Genomic DNA, 23,371 nt, shown 5'->3' with positions numbered 1-23,371 from the left:
AAGCTGAAGCACCGGGGGGCTGTCTGCCCCCCGGACCCCCCGAGGATATTTTTCAACAGAAAATGGCAGGAGGCGACATGGCGGCCCGGAGACCCTTCCGATGGCATATTCTGGTATTTCTAGCGCCTGCTGTGCTGGTCTATACCGCTATTATGATCATTCCGCTGTTTGGCACACTGAACCTGTCTTTGTTCAACAAAGGGCCGGGGGGTGTTGAGTTTGTCGGACTGTCGAATTTTGCCACGCTGTTTGGCGATCCGCGCTGGTCGGCATCGTTCTGGAACGCACTTGGCAACAACGCGTGGTTCTTCCTGATCCACATGCTGGTGCAAAACCCGATTGGTATTGCATTGGCGGCCATCCTGTCCACGCCGCGTTTACGGATGGCGGCATTTTACCGCACCGCAATTTTCATACCGACGATCCTGAGTTTCGTGATTGTTGGCTTTGTCTGGAAGCTGATCCTGTCACCAATCTGGGGAATTGCACCGGGCTTGCTGGACATGGTGGGCCTGAAAAGCCTGTTTGCGCCATGGCTGGGGCGCGAGGAATATGCGTTGACCACGCTGGCGCTGATCTCTGTCTGGCAGTTCGTAGGCATTCCGATGATGCTGATTTATGCAGCCATGCTGTCTATTCCTGACGAGATTCTGGAAGCCGCTGAGATGGATGGCATCACCGGCACAAGCCAGTTCTGGAAGATCAAGTTGCCGCTGATCCTGCCCAGCATCGGGATCATCTCGATCCTTACCTTTGTTGGAAACTTCAACGCGTTTGATTTGATCTATGTGGCACAAGGGGCGCTGGCGGGGCCGGATTTCAGCACGGACATTCTGGGGACGTTCCTGTACCGCACCTTCTTTGGTTTTCAGTTGCAGCTTGGCGATCCCTATATGGGATCGGCGATTGCGGGGGCGATGTTTGGCATCATCCTGCTGGGGGTTTGTATATATCTGTTCGGCATTCAGACCCGTTTGCGGAGGTATCAGTTCTGATGGCACGCGCTCGTACCTCGCTTGGCCGCACCTTTGCTGCCCATGCCATTCTGATAACATGGACCGTGATCGCCTTGTTTCCGGTGTTTGTGACCGTGATCAACAGTTTCAAATCACGCCGGGCGATCTTTGCCGATCCGCTGGCCCTGCCATGGCCCGAGCATTTTGATCTTGTGGGCTATACCACGGTTCTGAAACAGGGCGATTTCTTTGGCTACTTTCAGAACTCGATGATCGTCACAGTATTCAGTCTGTTCTTTGTGCTGTTGTTCGGGGCGATGGCGGCTTTTGCGCTGTCGGAATACCGGTTCAAAGGCAACTTGCTGTGGGGTCTGTATCTGGCGCTGGGGATCATGATTCCGATCCGGTTGGGAACGGTAGCGATTTTGCAAATCATGGTTGCGGGGGGGCTGGTCAACACGCTGACGGCGTTGATCCTTGTGTATACGGCGCAGGGCCTGCCCTTGGCGGTATTCATCCTGTCAGAGTTCATGAAGACCGTATCGGATGATCTCAAGAATGCCGGAAGAATCGACGGACTGTCAGAATATGCGATTTTTTTCACGCTGGTTCTGCCCTTGGTTCGACCTGCCATGGCCACTGTCGCAGTGTTCACCATGATCCCGATCTGGAATGACCTGTGGTTCCCGCTGATCCTTGCCCCGGCAGAGGGGGTGAAGACCATCACTTTGGGATCACAGATCTTTATCGGGCAATTCGTGACCAACTGGAATGCAGTTCTGGCAGCCCTGTCGCTCGCGATCCTTCCGGTTCTGGTTCTGTATCTTATCTTTTCGCGGCAACTGATCCGCGGCATTACGGCGGGGGCTGTGAAATGATCCGGACACTTGTAGCTGGGCTTGGCACGATGGGTCGCAGTCATGCGCTGGCCTATCATCGCAACCAATACTTTGATCTGGTAGGGCTGGTAAACCGGTCCACCCCGCGGCTGGATGCCGCGTTGGAGGGTTACGCAGTGACCCCCGATTTCCATGAGGCATTGGCGAGGCTGAAGCCAGATCTGGTCAACATCTCGACCTATTCCGACAGCCACGCCGAATATGCGTGCGCGGCGATGGAAGCCGGGGCGCATGTCTTTGTTGAAAAGCCGCTGGCCAGCACAGTGGCCGATGCGCAGCGGGTGGTGGATTGCGCGATTGCCAACGGGCGCAAGCTGGTAGTGGGGTATATCTTGCGCCATCATCCAAGCTGGCAACGACTGATTGCCGAGGCGCGCGCGCTTGGCGGACCCTATGTGTTTAGGCTTAATCTGAACCAGCAAAGCAATGGCCCGACATGGGAGGTGCACAAGACTCTGATGCAAAGCACCAGTCCGTTGGTCGATTGCGGTGTGCATTATGTTGATGTGATGTGCCAGATCACCGATGCAAAGCCGGTCGAGGTGCGGGGCATGGGTCTGCGCCTCTCCGACGAAATTGCGCCCGATATGTATAACTACGGCCATTTTCAGGTGCTGTTCGATGATGGCAGCCTTGGCTGGTATGAGGCAGGTTGGGGCCCGATGATGTCGGATACCGCGTTTTTTGTGAAAGATGTGGTCAGCCCGAACGGGGCCGTGTCGATCCGCATGCCGGAAAATGCGCGGTCAGACGACCATGACACGCATACTAAAACATCCGTGATCCGGGTGCATCGGAATGGCCAGCCGAATGAAGATCTGAGCATGGCAGACGAGCCGGGGCATCAGGATTTGTGCGAACGTGAACAAGCGTTCATGGCCCGTGCCATTGCCGAAAATCTGGACCTGTCGCGCCATATGCAAGACGCGGTTCAGTCACTTGCGATCTGCCTTGCCGCCGACCAGTCGGTGCGCTCTGGCCAACCTGTCAAATTGTGAGGCCGCTATGGGTGCGCTGGAACTGAAATCTGTCACCAAATCCTTTGGCTCTACCGATGTGATCAAAGGCGTCAATCTCGAGGTTGCCGAGGGTGAGTTTTGTGTTTTTGTCGGCCCGTCCGGCTGTGGCAAATCTACTCTGCTTCGGATTATTGCCGGGCTGGAGGATGCGTCAGGCGGCGATATCTTGCTGGATGGCAAGCGGGTCAATGACGTGGCCCCGGCCAAGCGCGAACTGGCGATGGTTTTCCAGTCTTACGCGCTTTATCCGCATCTGACAGTGCGCGACAATATGGGGCTGGCCCTGAAGCAGGCAGGCGTGGTGAAGGCTGATATCATCAAGGCCACGGATAAAGCGGCTGGCATGCTGTCGCTGGAAAAGTTGCTGGACCGCCGCCCGGCGGAACTATCAGGCGGACAGCGACAGCGGGTGGCTATCGGGCGTGCCATCGTGCGGACACCAAAGCTGTTCTTGTTTGATGAGCCGCTTTCTAATCTGGATGCGGCACTACGGGTCGCGACCCGGATCGAAATTGCGCGCCTGCATCGCGAGTTGGGTGCGACCATGATCTATGTCACCCATGATCAGGTCGAAGCGATGACGCTGGCCGACAAGATCGTGGTCCTGCGTGACGGGCGCGTGGAACAGGTTGGCAGTCCGATGCACCTTTATAATGATCCGGATAACACGTTTGTTGCCGGGTTTATCGGCAGCCCGCAGATGAATTTCCTTAAATCAGCAGCGCTTGGTTTATCGGGTGAAACCACTGGCATTCGCCCCGAGCATCTGCAGATCACCGCTGAGGGGCCGATAAAAGGCACAGTTAGTCATGTGGAAAAGCTGGGAGGGGAGACGCTTGTTTATGTCCGGGCAGAGCCGCATGGACTCTTGACGGTGCGACTTTTTGGCGAACATGACTATAACGTCGACAGTGACGTGCGCTTGTGTGTCGAGCCTGCACGCGCGTTTCATTTTGACACCACCGGTAAAAGATTACGCTGATCATCTGCACAACCTGCGGTTTTCAAAATATGGTAGCAATTGTCTTGCGGGACACACCAATTGGAAAAACGTCCCCAATCTATGGTGTAGCAAGACATAGGCTCTAGAAATGGTATGCGAATACCTGTATGGATCAGGCAATTGCACCTCGAAACTGAGGGCAAATAATCACATCGGGTCACTAAAGATCCGGGCTTGAGGCGGAGTGGTAGAATGGTAAATGCGATTAGTTTCGCTGTCCGCAGTTCTGTGGGCGGTCGTCAGCACGGAACTGTAGCTGGCGAAGGGCAAGGAAACTTCATTCAGGTCGGGGTCGGGGACAGCATTTCGCTGAACATTTCCCCATCAAGCGTGGTCGCCTATGAGCAACAGGGCCGCGATCTGGTTATCAAACTCGCCGATGGACGTGTCATCGTCCTGTCAGGCTATTTTGATGCCGCAGGCGGTGCAAACCATCTTTATCTAAGCTCAGATGATCAAATCACCGAAGTTGTCTTGTCGGGCGATGGAAGTGGCGTGTTGATGGCCAGCTACGGCCCCGCGCAACCCATGGAAAAATGGAGCCCGCTAGACGACCTGCGCTTCTCGGCTGCGGACGGTGTGGTCGACGGATCTCCGATCACGGATGAACCCGCCGGAATGGGCCTGTTCGCTCCGGCTATGCTAGGCGGCCTTGGGGGCATTGGCGCCGCAGGTGCGGGCCTGATTGGCCTTGGCTTGTTGGGCGGCGGCGGCACGCCCGGTGGCGGCGGCACGGACACCACGCCCGGTGGTGGCGGCACGGACACCACGCCCGGTGGCGGCGGTACGGACACTACACCCGGCGACGGCGGTACGGACACCACGCCCGGTGGCGGCGGCACGGACACTGCACCCGGCGACGGCGGTACGGATCGTATTTCACCTGCTGTCGATGATCCGAACGCAGAGGATGTTCTTACAACGAACACAACCAACCCGATTATCGTGATTACTGGCACAGGTGAACCCGGCGATACCGTTGTGGTCACCGTGGGCGACCGGACCCAAGAGACTGTGATCGGATCTGATAGCACTTGGGGTGTTGATTTTGAGGGCGACGAGTTGCCTGCCGATGGCAGCTATTCTTCGGTCGTGGTTGTGACGGAACCGGGCGGCACCCAGCATGTGCTGGACGGACCGGACTATATCATCGACATGACGCCCCCGGCTGTTGCGATCAATGAAGGCACGGACAGCGTCGGCCACATCGAAAACCTCGCCGACTATGCCGATGGCATTACAATCGCAGGTGAAGGCGAAGTGGGCGCTTCAATCCGTATTGAGGTTGGCGGCCTGACGCGCGAGACCGTTGTTGACGGTCAGGGCAACTGGGCATTCACCTTCACACAGGATGAGATTGCAGGCGGTGAGCGCACGCTTGATGTAACGGTCACGGCGACCGATCCGCTGGGCAACACGACAGTTATCACTGACCGGCTGGTGATTGACACCATCCCGCATCCGGTTTCGATTGACCCGGTGACAGACAACAATCTGGTTAATGAAGCCGAATTCAATGCCGGCTTTACCATGACCGGCAGCACCAGCCCGAATACCGCAGTTACACTGGTGGTCGAAGGCGGCGGGCGTGTCGTCACGCGCACCATCACGTCGGATGCCTCCGGCAACTGGCAGCAGTCTTTCCCGGAAGGCACCCTGCCCTCTGGCACCTATGATGCCACGGCAACACTGACGACAGTCGATGGCGCAGGCAACCCGTCTTCGACGACGCGCACCTTTGCGGTCGATACCGAGGTTGATGTGGCCTTTGCCCCATCGGCCATCGCAGGCGACAACATTGTTAACGCTGTTGAGGCTGCGGGCGCGATCACCATGACCGGAACGACGGCTCCGGGATCCGCAATTTCGGTTGAATGGTCAGGTTCAAGACGCCCCGGCACGGTTGATGCCGACGGCAACTGGACTGTCACCTTCCCGGCGGGCTCGGTTGCGGGCGGCACTTACGCGACCACGGCAGTTGTGACGGCCACCGACAGTGCTGGCAACACCTCGACAGATCGCCGGGATATTCTGGTTGATACCGAAATCGCCGTAAGCCTTGATGAGACCCAGGTTGGCGACAACCGGGTTTCTGGCTCGGAACGGGATACTGGGTTCAGCCTGAATGGCACCGGTGAAGCCGGGGCCGTCTTGACGGTAAGTGTCACCACGCCAGGCGGAACTGTCACCCATCCGGCCACTGTGGGCGCAAACGGCCAATGGTCCATCGCTTACGGACCCGGCGAACTTCCCGCTGGCACCTATCAGGCCACGGTATCGGTGTCGGCACGCGATGCGGCGGGCAACGTTGCCACCGACACGCAGACAATCGCGGTTGATACTGAAACCAGCGTAAGCATCGGCGCACAGCAAGCGGGCGACAACATCATCTCGGGTGCTGAACGTCTGGCAGGAATCACTCTGACCGGAACCGCCGAACCCGGCGCAATGCTGAGCGTGACCTTCAACAACGTCACCTATGAAAATGTGCGCGCAAATGGTGCCGGCAGCTGGTCTTTGCCTGTCAGCACATCGGGCATTCCGTCAGGAACCAGCACGGCCACAGTGTCGGTGCGGGCCACCGACAGCTTTGGCAACACCGCCACCGCCAGCCATGTCGTCAACATCGACACCGAAGTTGTGCCCCTGACCCGTGGCACGATGTCGACGGGCAGCGACAACATTCTGAACGATGCCGAAGCAAGCCGCGGCCTGACCGTGACCGGAACCGTCGAGGCAGGCTCGACCGTTATGGTCAGCTTTGACGGACATGCAGCGCGCCCCGCCACTGTTTCTGGCGGAACATGGTCGATCACCATTCCAGCGTCCCTGATCCCTGGCGGCACAACCTCGGGCGAATTGGTCGTCACCGCAACTGACCGCGTTGGCAACGTCGGAGTGCATCGCGAGATGGTTGCGATCGACCGTGAGGTCACACCGCTACGGCCCGGACAGGCTGTTCTGGCTGGCGATGGTTATCTGAATGCACAAGAGGCGTCAGAAGGACTGACCGTTGTCGGAACATCTGAACCAAACTCGACCGTGACTGTTCAGATCATGGTCGGTGATCAGGTTCTAGGCACCCCCATCCGCATCGTGACTGACGCGACAGGGAACTGGTCAGCAACGTTCAGCGGCAGCAATCTTCCGCGAGGAGAGCTGGAGACGCAAGTTGTTGTGACGGCACGCGATTTGGCGGGCAACGTCGACAGCTACAGTCAGCCGCTGATCATCGATACGGTCGCTCCCGGTGCGCCAAATGTGGTGAAGTTTGAACGCGTCAGCGCCGGGTTGACCCGGATTGTCACCCAGGATTCTGATGGCAGCTATGAATTCACCCGCATCGACGCCAATGGCAACGCATCTCAGATCAACGCGGTTCGCTCTGTTGATGAAGTGACGGGTGACGAAAACATCACCTTTGGCTCGCGTACATCTACCGGGTTTAGTCCGACCCCAGTTCCGGACGGCAGTTATCTGGTGGTGGATACGACCGATGTGGCGGGCAACCAAAGCTCGACCCTGCTGATCGTGAACAACACCAATGCTCCGAATGTTGATTTGTCGAGACCGGGACTGACCGAGTTTGATTTCTCTGCGATCGATCTGACCTTTGCTCCGGATGCTGATCTGACGATCACCGAAGCCCAGATCCTGAGCATCACGGGCGCAGACAAGACCGTCGTGATCAAGGGCGGCGATGATGACCGTGTCGAGATCATCGGTGGCGTCAATACCGGCCAGACGCGGGACATCGACGGCGAAACCTACCACATCTACACCGTCGGTTCCTCTGGCGCGACAATTCTGCTCGACGAAGACATCCAAACGGTCTGACGGGGGGCCCTGTCATGCCGAGAATGGATACGGCACGGATCAGGTTTGGGGTCAAGCGCCCCGCCCTGATGCTTGCCGCGCTTTGTCTGCTGTCGGCCTGTGTCACCGATGGCTTGTCAAACGTATCAAAAATGGGTTTTGGCGCGGGCAAGGCCCCCGCCGATCCTGCCGCGCCCGCCCTGACCTCTCAGGGCGAGGTGCGGTCTGCATTGATCACCGACCTTCAATCGAGACGGTCGGTTTTACCGCCCGATGGCCCATTTGCTGCGGTATCTTTGGCAGTGACAGAAGCCGGAGCAGGTGTTGCCGCAGCCGAGATGCGCGTGGCCCGATTGCGCGCCGAGGCAAAGGCAAAGAACTGGCTGCCTCGTATCGGCCCTACGGCGAACCTGACGTCACTCGGGGCACTGGTGGCGTCTATACTGGTAGAGCAGACACTGTTCGACAACGGAAAGCGCAAAGCAGAGCGTGCCTATGCGGCGGCAGATGTCGAAGTTGCTGCGGTTACGTTGGCCAGCGAAGGCAATAAAAGGGTCTATGATGGCCTGAAACACTATCTTCAGGCAGAGCGCGCCCGCGATCAGGCAGCCGTGGCCGAACGCGCCGTAGAGCGCCTGACCGAATTTGAGCGGATCATGTCGCTGCGGGTTGATGGCGGGTTGTCTGACCGATCCGAACAGCGGGTCTTGTCGCAGAAACTGGCCGAAATGCACGCCAATCTTGCGGCGGACAGGCAGGCAGAGGTCACGGCCATGGCCGAGCTTGGCGCAATGACAACCCGTGACCTGACCCGCCTACGCGGACTGCAAAGCCTGCCGCCAGACCAACCCACACCAGAACCGCTTGCAGTAACGCGCGTCCGTGGCGAAGGGGCCCGCACTCTGGCCGAGGCAGATATGGCAAAGGCTGACATGTTGCCCGGACTGACCGCCAGCGCAGCGATCGGTAAAGGCGGAGTTGACGGTGGTATCGGGCTGGGCGGCGGTGCGTTTGGCGTTGGCACTGGCGCCACGCGTGAGGCGCTGGATGCCACAGGCGATCTGGTGGATCGGCGCACAGCGCAGGCGGCCGAAGATGCCAACCGCCGCATCGTGACGTTGCAGCGCGAAATGCAAAGCGTGCAGAGCCGCGAGTCAGAGGGCGCAGAGGTTCTGCGCCAGACTGGTGGAAACCTGACCATGTTCACTGAACAGTATAAGGTCGGACGCCGCTCGCTTCTTGAACTGGTGCAGCAATACGAAAGCTTTGCCCGCATCGAGCGGGATCAGGTTGCCCTAAAATACATTGCCACGGATTTGCGGTTGCAGATTGCGCTTGAGCGCGGCGTGCTGGTGGATGGGGCGCGCATGTGACAACAGACCGGGTCGTTTCCTTTGACATGAATGCCGGCAAGGGCGCTTCGGCGACCCTTGCTTCGGCACGTCCGGCCCCAAGTGCCCGGAAGTCACGGCCCCGCCACACCAATCGCGCGATGCACCGCGCCCAACTTGCAAGTGTCTATGCAGCCATTCTGGGCGCAGAAGTTGCCGCAGCTGATTTGCTGGAGCACATCCAGATTGCGGCGGGCGCCGGTAAACTTGGGCTGGGTGAAATCTGCACCGCATTGCGCGGCTGCGGCCTGATAGCAAAGGTTGAGCGGACCCTCAAGCCTGGTCCAAGCCACTGGCCCGCCCTGGCCGAGATGTCATCGGGGCAGATTGTTCTGGTGCTGGCCGAGAGTGACGATGGCATCGAGATCTATGATCCCAGCGTTCCCGATGGCAGGGCCGAGGTTTCAAAGGCTGATTTTTCAAGTGTATATGCGGGATCTATCCTGCGCGCGCAGACCACGATGGCAGAGCTTGAGGCCCGGCACACACCCAAAAGCGGTGTGCATTGGTTTTGGGGCGAGTTCAGAAAGTACAAACGCCAATTGCTGGAGGTCGCGGCCGGTTCGTTGTTCGCCAACCTTCTGGCCGTGTCGGTCGCGCTGTTCTCGTTGCAGGTCTACGACCGTGTTATTCCCCACCAGTCAGAGCCGACCCTGTGGGTTCTTGCACTTGGTGCAATGCTGGCAATTGTGCTGGAAGGCATGCTCAAGGGCGCGCGCTCTGGTCTGATGGACATGACCGGGCGGCGCATCGAGCTTGTGGTGCAAGATCGCCTGATGGCGCGGCTGTTGGGCATGAAAACCAATCCGCACGAACGCCGCCCAAGCCAGACCTTTAACGCGATGCGCGAATTCGGGTCAGTCCGCGAGTTCTTCACTGCGTCAACCATCGGCACCATCGCTGACTTGCCGTTTATCCTGATCTTTCTGGCGCTTGTTGCAACCATTGGCGGCAATCTGGTCTGGGTTTTGATTGCGGGCGGCATCTTGATGGTTCTGCCCGGCTTTTTGTTGCGCGGCAAAATGGTCGAGATGACAAAAGCAACCCAAGGAGCCAGCACTCGGCAGGCGAAATTGCTGTATGAAGCTGTGTTCGAGACAGAAACCGTATCCATCACCCGTGGCGAAGACCGCATCAAGCGGCTTTGGTCAGAGTTGGTGACGCTGAATGCCGTCAAGTCCTCCGAACAGCGCAAGCTGACCTCACTGCTGACCTATTGGGCGCAGGGCGTTCAACAGGCCACCTATGTCGGCGCGGTGATGGTCGGCACGTTCATGGTGTTTTCGGGTGATTTCACAGTCGGCACTATCATCGCCATCGGCATTCTGACCGGGCGCACGCTTGGCCCTTTGGCGCAGCTTTCGGGAACAATGGCGCGGTGGTCGAATGTGAAGGGCGCACTCGAGGCGCTGTCGGCCATCGCAGATGCGGCGCAGGCCGAAGACGCGGGGCGCAAATATCTGCGCCGGGAGAAACTGACCGGCGCGTTCGAGTTGCGCAATCTGGAATTCCGCTACGACCCGGCGTCGGCGCCCATGGTCGACATTGCGGCTCTGGCCATTCCCGCAGGTCAGCACATAGCCGTTCTTGGCACCAACGGATCGGGAAAATCGACCCTGTTACGGCTTTTGGCCGGACTTTATGACGCCACGTCGGGCCGGGTGCTGATCGACGGGGTCGATCTGGGGCAGGTGCATCCGCGGGATCTGCGCCGCGGGATCGGGTATCTGGGGCAAGAAGTGCGGCTGTTTGCAGGCAGCCTTCGGGATAACCTGAACACCACCCAGCTGGAACGCGATGACGACCGTTTGCTGGACGCACTTGATTTTGCAGGGCTTGGCCAGTTCGTGCGCAACCACCCGCGCGGGCTGGATCTGGAAATTAAGGAAATGGGTGAAGGTCTTTCGGTTGGCCAGCGCCAATCCCTTGGCTGGGCGCGGATCTGGCTGCAAGACCCGGCAGTTGCCATTCTGGATGAACCGACAGCAGCCCTTGACCAGACGCTGGAAAGCACACTGGTCAGTCGTCTGCGGATCTGGCTGGAAGGCCGGACCGCGATCATCGCCACACACCGGGTGCCGATTTTGCAACTGACAACCCGCACGTTGATTTTGCAAAATGGCAAATTGGCGGTTGATGGGCCACGCGATGCGGTTCTGGCCCATCTGATGAAATCGCAACCGCAAGCGGCGGCAATGGTCGGGGGAACACCAGTATGACCACCTTTGACCACGGGCTGGATCAGCGCATGCGGGGGCCGTCGCTGACGATCTGGACAATCGGGCTTGCGGTTCTTGTGTTCATCCTCTGGGCCTCATTTGCGTGGCTGGCCGAAATTGTGCGGGCCGAGGGGCAGATCGTCTCATCCTCACGCCCGCAGATCATTCAGAACCTTGAAGGCGGCATTCTGGCCGAACTGAACGTCGCAGAGGGCGATACGGTAGAACCGGGGCAAACGCTGGCGCGGCTGTATGGCACACAATATCAATCTGCTGTCGACGATCTGAGCGATCAGATTGCGACGCTGGAAGTCCGCAAGCTGCGGCTTGAAGCGGAGCTGGCGGGGGAGAATGATTTCCCCGTCGCAGACGACATTGCGATGCGGGTACCAGATGTCGTTGCATCGGAACGCACCCTGCTTAACGCGCGCATGTCGGAACAAAGCGCGCGGGTTACGGGGGCCAGGGCCATTCTCAAGCAGGCGGAAACCGAACGCGAGCTGCTGGAACGGATGTATAAGCAAGAAATCGCGCCATTGATTGAGGTAACCCGCGCCCGCAAAGCGGCGTCGGATGCCGAGGCCCAACTGTCAGAGGCCCGCACAATGGCGGAACTGGACCGCGCCAACACCTATTCCGAAACGCAGGGCCAGCTTGCGTCGCTGCGGCAACGTCTGAAACAGGCGCAGGATCAGCTGTCGCGAACCGAGCTTGTGGCGCCGATGCGTGGCGTGGTGAACAAGCTGTCGCTTACAACCATCGGCGGCGTCGTGCGCCCCGGCGAGGAGATCATGCAGATCATCCCGCTGGATGAAGAGCTGTTCGTCGAAGCCCGCGTCAAGCCGCGTGACATTGCACAAGTGCAGTTGGGTCAGGCGGCGACGGTCAAACTGTCGGCGTATGATTACACTATCTTTGGCAGTTTGCAGGCGCATGTGTCTTTCGTCTCTGCCGACACCTTCAAGGATGAGCGCGCGCGCACCCCAGATGGTGATCCGCATTACAAGGTAACGCTGCGCGTAGACCGCTCGCACCTGACAGAGCGCCAGAAATCGCTCGAGATCCGTCCCGGCATGCAGGCTACGGTGGAACTGCAGACCGGCGGAAAGACATTGCTCACCTACATGACAAAGCCGCTCTACAAAGCCAACGAGGCTTTGCGGGAGCGATAGGTCTATCGGACACTTGGTCTGGAAGTTGGCCCCTGACCCGAACATCCGGCTGAAGGCTTTCGACGACGATCCGAGCCTTCATCCCATTCGACCAGCGCCGCTTGCCGCGCCGCCGAGGCTCAACGACCTCGCACCGGCCAACAAATCCATCGCCACCATCCGGCATGCCAAACCTCCATCTGCTCACGCAGATCTTCGCGCAGGCACATCACGCGTCAGGAACACGTCAATTCAATGGGTTGGAGCCGCCTCTTACGGTCCAACGACATAGTCCACGACAAGAACCCGAAGGTGAGCGCCCCTTTCTGCCGCAGAAAGAAGACCTTGCCAAGGTCAGGGCAACCCGCGTGAATTGCTAAACCCCTCGGCGCAAGAGACGCGCCTGCACAGATTTGGATTTCGGACACCACTGCCCGACATTGGCCCTCTGGCCGGTGATCAGCCGGGTTTCGGGAGCCTCGGTCAGCAAGCAGCCAAGCTGCCTGGCAAGGCTGCCGCACCCATGTAATCACGTACTTGGACTGCGGCCATGAAAAGCCAGTTCACACCGACTTTGGTCCAAGCGATCAAACGGCACCGCTGGCCCTCGGGCAACCCTTTTTCGGCCACAGGCTGCTCGCCGTAGGATGTGCCTTCAAATAGGTCGCGTCCATTGCCTGGCAGTTGATTGCTCTGCAATCAACGATAAGGGGGCACTACATCTAGTGATTGTGCCGTGGCAGAGAGCTACTGATACGCACAAACTTTTCGGCCCCCTCAATGGTCGCTCCTTCGACAAGCTGGGTGACTGTGGCTCTGTACATTTCCTGCCACGGAGTTGCAGAGGCGGGGACGGCGGGAACACCCTTTTTCATTCGGGCGGAGATTTCATCAGGTGCCACCAGCATGTCACAGCGTCCTTCATTCAGGTCAATCCTGATCCGGTCGCCAGTGTGCAGCCAGGCCAGGCCGCCGCCCGCAGCACTTTCCGGAGAGGCGTTCAGGATCGACGGGCTGTCAGCTGTGCCCGATTGCCGCCCGTCGCCAATGGTTGGCAGGCTGGATATCCCCCGCTGAATCAGCCGGTCTGGTGGCTGCATGTTCACCACTTCGGCGGATCCTGGCCAGCCAAGCGGCCCGGCCCCACGGATCACCAGTATCGAATGCTCGTCTATATCGAGCGCAGGGTCGTTGATGCGGGCGTGATAGTCGGTTGATCCGTCAAAGACAAAGGCAGTGCCTTCAAACACTCCTTCCTGCCCCGCTTCGGACAGATAGCGGGCGCGGAAGTCGTCTGAGATGACGCTGGTTTTCATGATGGCGAAATCAAACAGATTGCCACGCAGAACCAGAAATCCTGCCCGCTGCATCATCGGGGTCTGATAGGGCCGGATCACCTCGCGGTCAGTCGCTTTGCGCCCTTCCAGATTGATGGCCATGCTTTTCCCGGTCACGGTGGGGCAAGCGCCGTCCAGCTGACCAGCGTGCAGCAATTCCCACATCACCGCAGGGACACCACCCGCACGGTGGAACCGCTCCCCAAGATAGGCACCGGCTGGCTGGACGTTGGCCAGAAGCGGCACGTCATATCCATGGGTCTGCCAGTCTTCCGGGTGCAACTCGACACCTGCGTGACGGGCCATCGCCATCAGATGCGGCTGCGCATTGGTCGATCCGCCAATGGCAGAATTGACCCTAATCGCATTCAGAAACGCTGCCCGCGTCAGGATCTGCGAGGGGCGCAGATCTTCGCGCACCAGTTGTACGGCCCGCACTCCGGTGCGATATGCGATCTGGCCCCGCTCCCGATATGCCGCCGGTATGGCCGCGCAGCCGGTCAGTGACATGCCAAGTGCCTCGGCAATGGCATTCATGGTAGATGCTGTGCCCATCGTGTTGCAGTGCCCGATCGAGGGGGCTGAATCGAGCGCCGTCTGCAGGAACTCATCGCGCGTGATCTCCCCTGCGGCGTATTTTCGGCGTGACTGCCAGATGACGGTGCCAGACCCAACCAGCCGCCCATCGTGCCAGCCATCCAGCATCGGCCCGCCCGACAAAACGATGGCCGGAATATCCACTGTCGCGGCTGCCATGATAGCCGAAGGGGTGGTCTTATCGCAGCCGGTGGTCAGCACAACTCCGTCAAACGGGTAGCCGTACAGAAGCTCTACCAAACCCAAATAGGCCAGGTTTCGGTCCAACGCAGCGGTCGGGCGCTTGCAATTCTCAAACAGCGGATGCGACGGAAATTCGATGGCGATACCACCTGCATCACGAATGCCGTCGCGCACGCGTTTGGCCAGATCGAGATGGTGGCGGTTACAAGGGTTCAGATCGCTGCCCGACTGAGCAATGCCGATGATGGGTCGACCGGAGCGAAGCTCTTCGGGCGTTGTGCCATAGTTCATGAACCGCTCCAGATACAGCGCGGTCATGTCTGCATGATCGGGGTTATCGAACCAGTCCTGTGAACGGAGGCGGCGAGGCGACGGGTCGGTCATGGAATGTCCTTGTGTTCATGCTGGGGCCATTTATTTGCGCCCACGATCAGCGAAAGCCTTACTATGAGCATGATCATATTTGCTGCCTCCGGCAGCAGTTCGTCGTCATCTATCCCCCCCAAGTTCATCTTCGATATGGGCGCGGATAATCTGGTCAAAGCTGTCCTCGGCGGTGAAGCCCAAAGCGCGAGCGCGGGCAGCCTCAAAGCCCGGCGCCCAGCCTTCACACATGCGGGTAATGTTTGCATCAGGTTCGCGGCGGATCAAGGCCACGGCACTTTCCCCCGCAACGCGGCGCAGAGCATCGATCTGCTCACCTACCGTAGCGCTGAGGCCCGGCATCGACAGGTTTCGTTGCGGGCCCACGGTTTTCAGATCCATCGTCGCCGCATGGATCATAAATCCCACGGCAGAGCGCGGCGAGGTGTGCCAGTGCCGGATGCTGTCGGGCACTGGCAGGATGGCAGGCTTGCCCACCAAGGGTTCGCGCAGGATGTTGGAAAAGAACCCCGACGCCGCCTTGTTCGGTGTGCCGGGACGAATGCAGATTGTGGGCAGACGGATGCCGATGCCATCAAAGAACCCGTGGCGGGAATAGTCAGCCAGCAAAAGCTCGCAGATCGCCTTCTGCGTGCCATAACTGGTCAGCGGGGCGGTGTGGAACGTGTCCGGGATTGGAAACGGCAGCGGCGCGCCCATCACTGCGATGGACGACGCAAAAACAACGCGCGGGCAATAACCATCAGCCAGATGCGCGCGGCGGATGGCTTCGAACAGATCGCGCGTGCTGTCCAGATTGATGCGGTACCCCTTGTCAAAGTCCGCCTCGGCCTCTCCGGAGACGATGGCCGCCAGATGAAAAATCACGTCAGGCCGTCCGTCGATCAGCTGTTGGGCCGTGCCGGGGTCCGCCAGGTCTGCGCAGAGGCAGTCTGTACGCCCGGCGAACCCGTCAGGCGTCTGAGGCACGACAACATCAACCAATGTCAGCGCGGTAATCTTGCGGCCTGCCAGACCGTTGGCCATCAGACGGGGAACAATCTTACGGCCCAGCATGCCTGCGGCGCCGGTGATCATGATGTGCATGGTAGCGTCTCCTCGTGGTCTTGAGCGGCAAACCACCCTCTTGAGATAGTATGATTGTCTGATAACCTGAAAACTTCAAGCAAAGAGAAAACCAACGATGACCAGCGCAAAGAATGGGGTACAGTCCAGACTGGTGACACAAGGAGCAGAGAAATGACTGGTTCGCTTACTCAGATCAGCCGCACGGAACATCTGCCCGCCCGAATTGCGGCTCAGTTTGCACGGCAGATCCAGGAAGGTGACCTGAAGCCAGGCGACAAGCTGCCAACCGAAAACGCAATGTCCAAGAGCTTTGGTGTCAGTCGCACCGTAATTCGTGAGGCGATCGCGCAATTGCGCAATGAGGGTATGATCGAGACACGCCAAGGTGTCGGTGCTTTCGTCATTGATCGCCCCACTCGCCATATCCGTCTGGATGATCGCCGTCAGATGGATCCCCACGGGTTCCGTGACTTGTTCCAACTGCGCGTGCCACTGGAAATTGAGGCAGCAGGACTGGCAGCAACCTATCACCGCGCCGAGCATCTGCGGCAGTTGGATGAGGCGTTGCAGCGCATGAATGTCACGGATGACGGCGCTGGCGACGGCATTGTTGCAGACCTTGATTTTCACCGGACCATCGCCTCGGCGACGGGAAATGACTATTTCGTGCAGTTTCTGGGCGCTGTGTCGGATCGCATCCTGCAAACCATCGTTGAGTCGCGCGAACGGATTCGTCTTGACGAAATCGTCGCCATCGTGAACCGGGAACACACTGAATTGCGCGATGCCATTGCTGCTCGCGATCCGGTCCGGGCGCGCGCCGCGATGCGGGCCCACATGGTTGGATCGGCCGAGCGCATCGCGCTTCGGCTGGAGTTTTACCTCTGATCACAGCAGGCCGCCGTTCGATAAATAATTCGGTAGACAGGCCAGAGCGCTCCAAAGTAAGGTCATGTCATCATGTTGTCTGACATTATCAGACTGCACGGTGCTGGAGGCGCCGACGCAAACGGGAGAGACAGAATTGACTTCACTGCAAGCTTTGGCAGCCTCTGGGCTGTTGCCCGACGATGCCGCAAGCGCAACCCTCGTTGGGCGGGTCTGGTCCGATCAGCAAGGTGGACCCTGCCCTTTCGTCCTGCGCGACGGGCATGTGTTCGACCTTAGCAATGTGTCGGCTACGATGTCAGGTCTTCTGGAGCGAGATGATCTGCATGCTGCCCTTGGCGCCACAGATCTGACGGATCTTGGGCCACTGGACAGATTTCTGAACGGAGGGGCTGGTCGTCTGCTGGCGCCGGTCGATCTGCAGGCGATCAAGGCTGCCGGCGTCACCTTTGCGGACAGCATGCTGGAACGCGTAATCGAAGAACAGGCGCGCGGTGACAGTGCGCGCGCATCAGAAGTGCGGGCACGGCTTGCTCCGGTCATCGGCGACAGTCTGCGTGGCGTTCAGGCTGGGTCCGAAAAGGCAAAGCAGGTTAAGGCGCTGCTGCAGGACATGGGCCTGTGGTCGCAGTATCTGGAGGTCGGCATCGGCCCGGATGCCGAGATTTTCACCAAGGCACAGCCGATGTCTTCGATGGGCTGTGGCGATCTGGTCGGCATTCATCCGATGTCGGAATGGAACAACCCCGAACCAGAGGTCGTGCTGGCCATACGCTCGGATGGCACAATTCTGGGCGCGACGCTTGGCAATGATGTGAACCTGCGTGACGTCGAGGGGAGATCGGCCCTGTTGCTGGGCAAGGCCAAGGACAACAACGCGTCCTGCGCCATCGGCCCGTTCATCCGATTGTTTGACGCAGGGTTTACTCAGGATGATCTGGACCGGACAACGGTATCGCTGCACGTTGAGGGGCAAGACGGGTTCGTGATGACAGGCGAAAGCCCAATGCAGGCGATCAGCCGCAGCCCGGTTGATCTGGCGGGCCAGCTTCTGAACCGCTCGCACCAATATCCTGACGGGGCAGTGCTGTTTTTGGGCACAATGTTCGCGCCTGTAAAGGATCGTCGCGGCGTAGGACAGGGCTTTACGCATGAGGTCGGTGACCGGGTCGAGATCGCCTCGCCCCGTCTTGGACGACTGGTCAACTGGGTCGACCGGACTGACCGCTGCCCCGAATGGACCTTTGGAACCCGCGCTCTGATGCAGAACCTGATTGCGCGCGGCCTGGGCGACAGGGTTTGACATGAAGCGGGTGTCGCGGTTCTTTTTTCAGTTCCTGGACATCCTCCTTGCCCTGTTGTTGGCAAGCATGGCGCTTATGGTCTTCGTGAACGTTGTCATGCGCTACACCATGAATTCAGGCATTCCGCTTTCGGACGAGCTATCGCGTTTTGCCTTTGTCTGGCTGACCTTTATCGGAGCGGTTGTCGTCTATCACCATCGCCAGCACATGGGGATGGAAACCGTTGTGGCGCAATTCGGGCGTCAGGGCCGGTTGGTGTTGATGGGAATGTCAGATCTGCTGATTTTGGGCTGTGCGGTTGTGTTGACGCATGGCACCTGGAAACAGCTGCCCATCAATGCCTCGATGAATGCGCCCGTCTCTGGCCTGTCTATGGCCTGGGTCTACGGGATTGGGCTGTTCACCGGAGCTGGCATCATCCTGATCACGCTGGAGCGTCTTTTACGCTTGGCCACAGGCCGCATCACCGAAGCTGAAATTCGGGGATTTGGCGGCGAAATAGAAGATCTTTACGGCACGGCCGACAAGGTCAAGGCGGGGGACCGCGGCGAATGACCCTGCTCGTTTTCATTGTGTCGCTTCTGGGGTCTATGGCGCTTGGTGTGCCAGTAGCCTTTGCGCTGATTTTCTGCGGCGTGATGCTCATGTCTTTCATGGGCATGTTCAACACCCAGATCATCGCCCAAAACATGCTGATCGGTGCAGACACTTTTACGCTGCTGGCCATTCCTTTCTTCATCCTTGCGGGTGAGCTGATGAATGCCGGTGGTCTGTCCAAACGCATCATCGAGTTTGCAATCACCTGCGTCGGCCATATCCGGGGTGGGCTTGGTCTGGTTGCGATTATTGCGGCTGTCATCATGGCATCTATCTCGGGGTCAGCGGCAGCGGATACAGCGGCACTGGCCGCGATCCTGATTCCTATGATGGCAAAGGCGGGCTATAACGTGCCGCGGTCGGCGGGGCTGATCGCTGCGGGCGGGGTCATCGCGCCTGTGATCCCGCCGTCAATGGCGTTCATTATCTTCGGTGTAGCCGCCAACGTCTCGATCTCGCAGCTCTTCATGGCAGGCATCGTGCCGGGTATGATGATGGGGTTGGCCTTGGTTGTGACCTGGCTGATCGTGGCCCGCAACGACAATGTGGAAACACTGCCGCGGACCGGGTGGGCGGAACGAGGCCGGGCGTCAGGTCGGGCGGTTTGGGCGCTTGGCATGCCGGTGATCATCCTGGGTGGCATCAAGATGGGCGTGGTTACCCCGACCGAGGCGGCGGTCATTGCTGCCTTCTACGCGCTGTTCGTTGGTGTGTTTGTTTACCGCGAACTCAAGATTTCAGACCTGCCGCGCGTGTTGATCGCAGCCGGGCGCACCACGTCGGCGATCATGTTTCTGGTCTGCGCGGCGCTGGTTTCGGCCTGGCTGATCACGGCGGCCAATATTCCGAATGAAATCATCGGATATATCGAGCCGCTGATCGATAGCCCGCGCGTGTTGATGTTGGTCATCATGCTGCTGATCATGGTGGTGGGCACCGCGCTCGATCTGACACCGACGATATTGATCCTGACACCTGTGCTGATGCCAATCGTCGCCAAGGCCGGGATCGACCCAGTCTATTTCGGCGTCATGTTCATCATGAACTGTTGCATCGGTTTGCTGACGCCGCCGGTCGGCGTCGTGCTGAACGTGGTCAGCGGTGTGGGACGGGTGCCGCTTGGCAAGGTCATACGCGGCGTTTGGCCGTTCCTGATCGCCCAAGTTCTGGTGATCCTGCTGCTGGTCGCGTTTCCCAGCCTCGTGATCGTCCCGGCAAAATGGTTCTACTGACGACAAATCCAAGGGAGGAAACTATGAAACACTCTGTACTTAGAACGGCACTTTGCCTGACAACGGTGATTGCAGCTGCAAGCCCCGCATTCGCGCAGTTCAAAGAGCGGACATTCCGCGTCTCGAACGGCATCAACGAGGATCATCCCGTCGCTGTTGGCATGCAAGCCATGCAGACCTGTCTGGACGAGAAGACCGGCGGCATGATGAAGATGCAAGGCTTCTGGGGCGGTGCGCTTGGGGGTGACCTGCAGGCAACGCAAGCCGTGCGCAGCGGTCTGCAAGAGGCAGTTGTCACGTCGTCATCACCGCTGGTCGGCATGGAATCCGCGCTTGGCGTCTTTGACCTGCCCTTCCTGTTCCGCACCCCGGAAGAGGCCTACGCCGTGATGGACGGGCCTTTTGGCGAAAGTCTGAACGAAAAGCTGGACGCGGTCGGGCTGGTCAACCTGGGCTACTGGGAAAACGGCTTCCGCAACATGTCCAACTCGCAGCGGCCCATCGAGACATGGGAAGATTTCGAGGGAATGAAAGTGAGGGTGATGCAGAACAACATTTTCCTCGACACCTTCTCGAACTTTGGGGCCAATGCGACGCCCATGTCCTTTGGCGAGGTCTTCTCGGCGCTGGAAACCAAAGCGATTGATGCACAGGAAAACCCATATGTGACCATCGACACGTCAAAGTTCTACGAGGTGCAATCGTACATCAGCGAAACCCGGCACGCCTATACGCCATTCCTGTTCCTGTTCTCAAAGGCGATCTTCAACACCTATTCGCCCGAAGAACAGCAGGCCCTGCGCGACTGCACCATCGTCGGGCGCGACGTGGAACGCGCAGCAATTCAGGAGCTTAACCTGAAGTCCCTGGCCAAGATGGAAGAGGCCGGATTGAAGTTCAACACCATTTCGCCCGAAGACCAGGCGGCCATGCTGGAGAAATCACAGGTCGTCTATGAAAAGCACAAAGCGACCATCGGGGAAGATGTCGTCGATCAGGTTCAGCAGATCCTGACCGAACTGCGCGCTGCCCAATAACCTGCGCGTCGTGAGCATCTTTCACTGACAAGGCACCCGGAGGCCGATACCGGCTTCCGGGTGCCTGAATGATAACGGGGCCTTATAATGAAACCGGGACTGACGGGCAATATGGCCGGCGCGCTTCTGATGCTGCTGGGAATGGCGGCTTTTGCCGGCAATGATGCGATTGGCAAATGGCTGGTCGCCGATTACGGGGTGGCGCAGGTAATTTTGCTGCGTTCGCTGGCGGCCGGATTGATTATGGCACCACTTCTCATGCGAGGCGGTCGCGTCTTGGATCGTATCCGGTCGGCGCCCCGCCCGCGCCTGCAAGCCCTGCGAGCATTTTGTGCCACGGCCGAGGTCTTTTGTTTTTATCTTGCCGTGTCTTCCATGCCTTTGGCCGATGTCATGGCGTTCTGGATGGCCGCGCCGATCTATGTTGTTGCGATCTCGCCCTTTCTGTTGGGTGAACACGTTGGCAAACGCACTTGGGTTGCGGTTGCTGTTGGCTTTACCGGAGTGTTGATCCTGCTTGCCCCGTCATTGCAAATATCTGGCACGGGCGCGTTCTTTGCCTTGCTGGGCACCGCAGCCTTTGCGGCGATCATGGTTTTGGGTCGGTCGCTTCGTGAAACCGCCGACCGTGATCTGGTCTTTTTCCAGCTTGCGGCGGCAACGCTTGCCGGTCTGGCACTCGCGCCGTTTGACTGGCAGCCGGTCCAGTCGGGAAGCGATCTGGCACTGCTGTTTTTGCTGGGGGTGGTGGCGACGGCAGCACACATGCTGGTGACACGCGCGCTGAAACTGGCGGATGCCTCTGTGGTCGCCCCGCTGCAATATTCCTTGCTGGTTTGGGGCGCGGCTTTCGGCTTTCTTGTCTTTGGCGATGTGCCTGCTCCGGCAATGCTGATCGGGGCGTTTCTTATTGTTGTGTCAGGGTTGATCGTCCTGCGTCGATGAACTTGCGCAGTGCGGCCCACCTTCGCCTTGCCCACACATCCAAATAAGATGCGTTTTTGTGGTTCGGTTTTCAGGCCTTGCCACGACGGCTATCCGCGTTCCATGGTGGTTTCAGAAACAAGAAAACCACCGCGCTACCTGATGACCCCCAAGACTTGCTCACCCCCCCGAAAAACCGATGCGCCAACCGCATCCACTCCGAATTTTGGCCAGCTCCTCACAAAAAAGTATCCAACGGCATTCTGTGCATGATACAACGCGAAGGTGAAAGTTCGCCATTGTCAGTAGATCATCCATGTTTTTGGATCACAGTTGGCCTCCAGGCGGTGATAAGAAGACAATGATGAAAATCCTTGCGGTGGACGATACGCCCTTCATCCTTGAGCTGATCCCGATGCTTGCCGCGAAGGCCGGATTTCCCGAGGTTACGACTTGCTCGTCAGCAAGCGATGCGCTGAAAATTCTCGCTCAGGACGGTCTTGAATTCGACTGTCTACTCCTCGACGTGAACATGCCTGGCATGGACGGGATCGAGCTTTGTAGCCGTATCCGACAGCTTGAGAAACATCAAAAAACACCCATCATTATGCTGACAGCGATGCACGAAAGCGAGTTCCTTGATCGCGCCTTCAAAGCAGGCGCGACTGATTATGCGACCAAGCCTTTTGATATTAAAGAGCTAGGTGCGCGACTTCGTATGGCGCAGGAACTTGTTGTCGCGCGCAGAGAGGCTCTTACGGCCATTGCTTCGGCGACTGAAAAGCAACAGGACAGTGCAACGAAGGACATGCTTGACCTTGGCCACCCCACCAGTTTTCAAGGGGTAGAGAACTTCATCGACATCAACGCGCTTAAGAACTACTTGACGCAAAGCTCGCGTGCCGGACTCGCCGCATCTCAGGTCATTGGAGTAAAGATTGACTGGGTGGAGAGGATCCAATCCAAGGCCCTCCCCGAAGAGATGGGCCATGCGCTCCGCGATATCGCGGATGCGATAAATGAAGTCCTGAGGACAAATCTGAGCTTCCTGTCCTACGCAGGAAACGGAACATTCATTGCTCTTTCGAACAGCGCTGCCTTGCTTTCGTCATCAGAGATCGAAGCAGAAGTTCAGTATGTGCTCGACGAAAAGAACACCGAATATGATAATGGTGATCCTATGGATATCGAGATCTCCATCGGCAACCCGATCAGGCCTGATTGCAATGATATCGCCGAAGTACCACGGTCAATCATAAGAGCAGTAGCCCGCGCAGAGAGCAGATCGATTGCCAAGCGAGACGCAAAGCCTACGATAAACATTCGGCACGGCTAGTTTTTTAGACTTTGCGTGAAGCGCAGGTCT

17 protein-coding genes and 1 pseudogene are annotated in these 23,371 nt (G+C 58.5%); 15 read left to right on the top strand and 3 right to left on the bottom strand.

The features are described from left to right. Window positions 1–77: 77 nt before the first annotated feature. From Q8K08_RS09845 to Q8K08_RS09810, 8 genes are all read left to right on the top strand, one after another. Window positions 78–995: a carbohydrate ABC transporter permease gene (locus tag Q8K08_RS09845; protein ID WP_305249955.1), complete on the top strand. Its 918-nt coding sequence runs from the start codon at window positions 78–80 to the stop codon at window positions 993–995. Continuing rightward, window positions 995–1,834, top strand: a complete 840-nt coding sequence (locus Q8K08_RS09840; protein WP_304800740.1) for a carbohydrate ABC transporter permease — start codon at window positions 995–997, stop codon at window positions 1,832–1,834. The genes Q8K08_RS09845 and Q8K08_RS09840 overlap by 1 nt, the downstream gene beginning before the upstream one ends. Beyond that, window positions 1,831–2,853: a Gfo/Idh/MocA family protein gene (locus Q8K08_RS09835; RefSeq protein ID WP_305249954.1), complete on the top strand. Its 1,023-nt coding sequence runs from the start codon at window positions 1,831–1,833 to the stop codon at window positions 2,851–2,853. Before Q8K08_RS09840 ends, Q8K08_RS09835 begins: the two co-directional genes overlap by 4 nt. A 7-nt stretch (window positions 2,854–2,860) precedes the next feature. After that, window positions 2,861–3,856, top strand: a complete 996-nt coding sequence (locus Q8K08_RS09830) for an ABC transporter ATP-binding protein (protein WP_304800744.1) — start codon at window positions 2,861–2,863, stop codon at window positions 3,854–3,856. Window positions 3,857–4,069: 213 nt separating this feature from the next. After that, window positions 4,070–7,714, top strand: coding sequence for an Ig-like domain-containing protein (locus Q8K08_RS09825; RefSeq protein ID WP_305249953.1), 3,645 nt, complete (start codon window positions 4,070–4,072; stop codon window positions 7,712–7,714). 14 nt (window positions 7,715–7,728) lie between these two features. Next, a complete protein-coding gene (locus Q8K08_RS09820) occupies window positions 7,729–9,066 on the top strand; it encodes a TolC family protein (RefSeq protein ID WP_305249952.1) in 1,338 nt (445 codons plus the stop codon). A 119-nt stretch (window positions 9,067–9,185) separates the two neighbouring features. Further along, window positions 9,186–11,303, top strand: coding sequence for an ATP-binding cassette domain-containing protein (locus tag Q8K08_RS09815; RefSeq protein ID WP_322573530.1), 2,118 nt, complete (start codon window positions 9,186–9,188; stop codon window positions 11,301–11,303). Further along, window positions 11,300–12,475 (top strand): HlyD family efflux transporter periplasmic adaptor subunit, encoded by a 1,176-nt coding sequence (locus tag Q8K08_RS09810; protein WP_304797510.1) that lies wholly within the window; start codon window positions 11,300–11,302, stop codon window positions 12,473–12,475. The genes Q8K08_RS09815 and Q8K08_RS09810 overlap by 4 nt, the downstream gene beginning before the upstream one ends. A 468-nt stretch (window positions 12,476–12,943) precedes the next feature. On the opposite strand, the pseudogene Q8K08_RS21985 reads toward Q8K08_RS09810, so the two are convergent. The 3 genes and pseudogenes from Q8K08_RS21985 to denD all read right to left on the bottom strand — a co-directional run. Beyond that, window positions 12,944–13,128: pseudogene (locus tag Q8K08_RS21985) on the bottom strand (IS5/IS1182 family transposase); the annotation flags it as partial. Window positions 13,129–13,176: 48 nt separating this feature from the next. Continuing rightward, window positions 13,177–14,955: an IlvD/Edd family dehydratase gene (locus Q8K08_RS09805; RefSeq protein WP_305249951.1), complete on the bottom strand. Its 1,779-nt coding sequence runs from the start codon at window positions 14,953–14,955 to the stop codon at window positions 13,177–13,179. Window positions 14,956–15,060: 105 nt separating this feature from the next. Next, complete coding sequence (gene denD / locus Q8K08_RS09800) at window positions 15,061–16,041, bottom strand: D-erythronate dehydrogenase (protein WP_304802303.1); 981 nt, start codon at window positions 16,039–16,041, stop codon at window positions 15,061–15,063. A gap of 153 nt (window positions 16,042–16,194) precedes the next feature. Here denD and Q8K08_RS09795 point away from each other — a divergent pair, with 153 nt between their 5' ends. The 7 genes from Q8K08_RS09795 (at window position 16,195) to Q8K08_RS09765 (ending at window position 23,341) form a co-directional block, all read left to right on the top strand. After that, window positions 16,195–16,911, top strand: a complete 717-nt coding sequence (locus Q8K08_RS09795) for a FadR/GntR family transcriptional regulator (RefSeq protein ID WP_304802305.1) — start codon at window positions 16,195–16,197, stop codon at window positions 16,909–16,911. A 136-nt stretch (window positions 16,912–17,047) separates the two neighbouring features. Then, window positions 17,048–18,214 carry a fumarylacetoacetate hydrolase family protein gene (locus tag Q8K08_RS09790; RefSeq protein WP_370870539.1) on the top strand — a complete coding sequence of 389 codons (1,167 nt, stop codon included), beginning with the start codon at window positions 17,048–17,050 and terminating at the stop codon, window positions 18,212–18,214. Between the two features lies 1 nt (window position 18,215). Continuing rightward, complete coding sequence (locus Q8K08_RS09785; protein ID WP_305249950.1) at window positions 18,216–18,770, top strand: TRAP transporter small permease; 555 nt, start codon at window positions 18,216–18,218, stop codon at window positions 18,768–18,770. After that, window positions 18,767–20,044, top strand: coding sequence for a TRAP transporter large permease (locus Q8K08_RS09780; protein WP_304802310.1), 1,278 nt, complete (start codon window positions 18,767–18,769; stop codon window positions 20,042–20,044). The genes Q8K08_RS09785 and Q8K08_RS09780 overlap by 4 nt, the downstream gene beginning before the upstream one ends. Before the next feature lie 23 nt (window positions 20,045–20,067). Next, window positions 20,068–21,081, top strand: coding sequence for a TRAP transporter substrate-binding protein (locus Q8K08_RS09775; protein ID WP_305249949.1), 1,014 nt, complete (start codon window positions 20,068–20,070; stop codon window positions 21,079–21,081). 87 nt (window positions 21,082–21,168) lie between these two features. Next, window positions 21,169–22,026 carry a DMT family transporter gene (locus Q8K08_RS09770; RefSeq protein ID WP_304802314.1) on the top strand — a complete coding sequence of 286 codons (858 nt, stop codon included), beginning with the start codon at window positions 21,169–21,171 and terminating at the stop codon, window positions 22,024–22,026. Between the two features lie 343 nt (window positions 22,027–22,369). Beyond that, a complete protein-coding gene (locus Q8K08_RS09765) occupies window positions 22,370–23,341 on the top strand; it encodes a PleD family two-component system response regulator (RefSeq protein ID WP_305249948.1) in 972 nt (323 codons plus the stop codon). Window positions 23,342–23,371: the final 30 nt, after the last annotated feature.

The sequence above is a fragment of the Pseudotabrizicola sp. genome (genome assembly GCF_030684215.1).
GTDB lineage: Bacteria > Pseudomonadota > Alphaproteobacteria > Rhodobacterales > Rhodobacteraceae > Pseudotabrizicola.
This window is presented reverse-complemented; position numbering and strand designations above follow the sequence as displayed.

Bases quoted from the DNA above. Each gene is read 5' to 3' on its own strand.
- Q8K08_RS09780 (WP_304802310.1), top strand. From the start codon at position 18,767: ATGACCCTGCTCGTTTTCATTGTGTCGCTTCTGGGGTCTATGGCGCTT.
- Q8K08_RS09840 (WP_304800740.1), top strand. From the start codon at position 995: ATGGCACGCGCTCGTACCTCGCTTGGCCGCACCTTTGCTGCCCATGCC.
- Q8K08_RS09775 (WP_305249949.1), top strand. From the start codon at position 20,068: ATGAAACACTCTGTACTTAGAACGGCACTTTGCCTGACAACGGTGATT.
- denD (WP_304802303.1), bottom strand. From the start codon at position 16,041: ATGCACATCATGATCACCGGCGCCGCAGGCATGCTGGGCCGTAAGATT.
- Q8K08_RS09810 (WP_304797510.1), top strand. From the start codon at position 11,300: ATGACCACCTTTGACCACGGGCTGGATCAGCGCATGCGGGGGCCGTCG.
- Q8K08_RS09805 (WP_305249951.1), bottom strand. From the start codon at position 14,955: ATGACCGACCCGTCGCCTCGCCGCCTCCGTTCACAGGACTGGTTCGAT.
- Q8K08_RS09765 (WP_305249948.1), top strand. From the start codon at position 22,370: ATGAAAATCCTTGCGGTGGACGATACGCCCTTCATCCTTGAGCTGATC.
- Q8K08_RS09770 (WP_304802314.1), top strand. From the start codon at position 21,169: ATGAAACCGGGACTGACGGGCAATATGGCCGGCGCGCTTCTGATGCTG.
- Q8K08_RS09845 (WP_305249955.1), top strand. From the start codon at position 78: ATGGCGGCCCGGAGACCCTTCCGATGGCATATTCTGGTATTTCTAGCG.
- Q8K08_RS09785 (WP_305249950.1), top strand. From the start codon at position 18,216: ATGAAGCGGGTGTCGCGGTTCTTTTTTCAGTTCCTGGACATCCTCCTT.
- Q8K08_RS09820 (WP_305249952.1), top strand. From the start codon at position 7,729: ATGCCGAGAATGGATACGGCACGGATCAGGTTTGGGGTCAAGCGCCCC.
- Q8K08_RS09830 (WP_304800744.1), top strand. From the start codon at position 2,861: ATGGGTGCGCTGGAACTGAAATCTGTCACCAAATCCTTTGGCTCTACC.
- Q8K08_RS09795 (WP_304802305.1), top strand. From the start codon at position 16,195: ATGACTGGTTCGCTTACTCAGATCAGCCGCACGGAACATCTGCCCGCC.
- Q8K08_RS09825 (WP_305249953.1), top strand. From the start codon at position 4,070: ATGGTAAATGCGATTAGTTTCGCTGTCCGCAGTTCTGTGGGCGGTCGT.
- Q8K08_RS09815 (WP_322573530.1), top strand. From the start codon at position 9,186: ATGCACCGCGCCCAACTTGCAAGTGTCTATGCAGCCATTCTGGGCGCA.
- Q8K08_RS09835 (WP_305249954.1), top strand. From the start codon at position 1,831: ATGATCCGGACACTTGTAGCTGGGCTTGGCACGATGGGTCGCAGTCAT.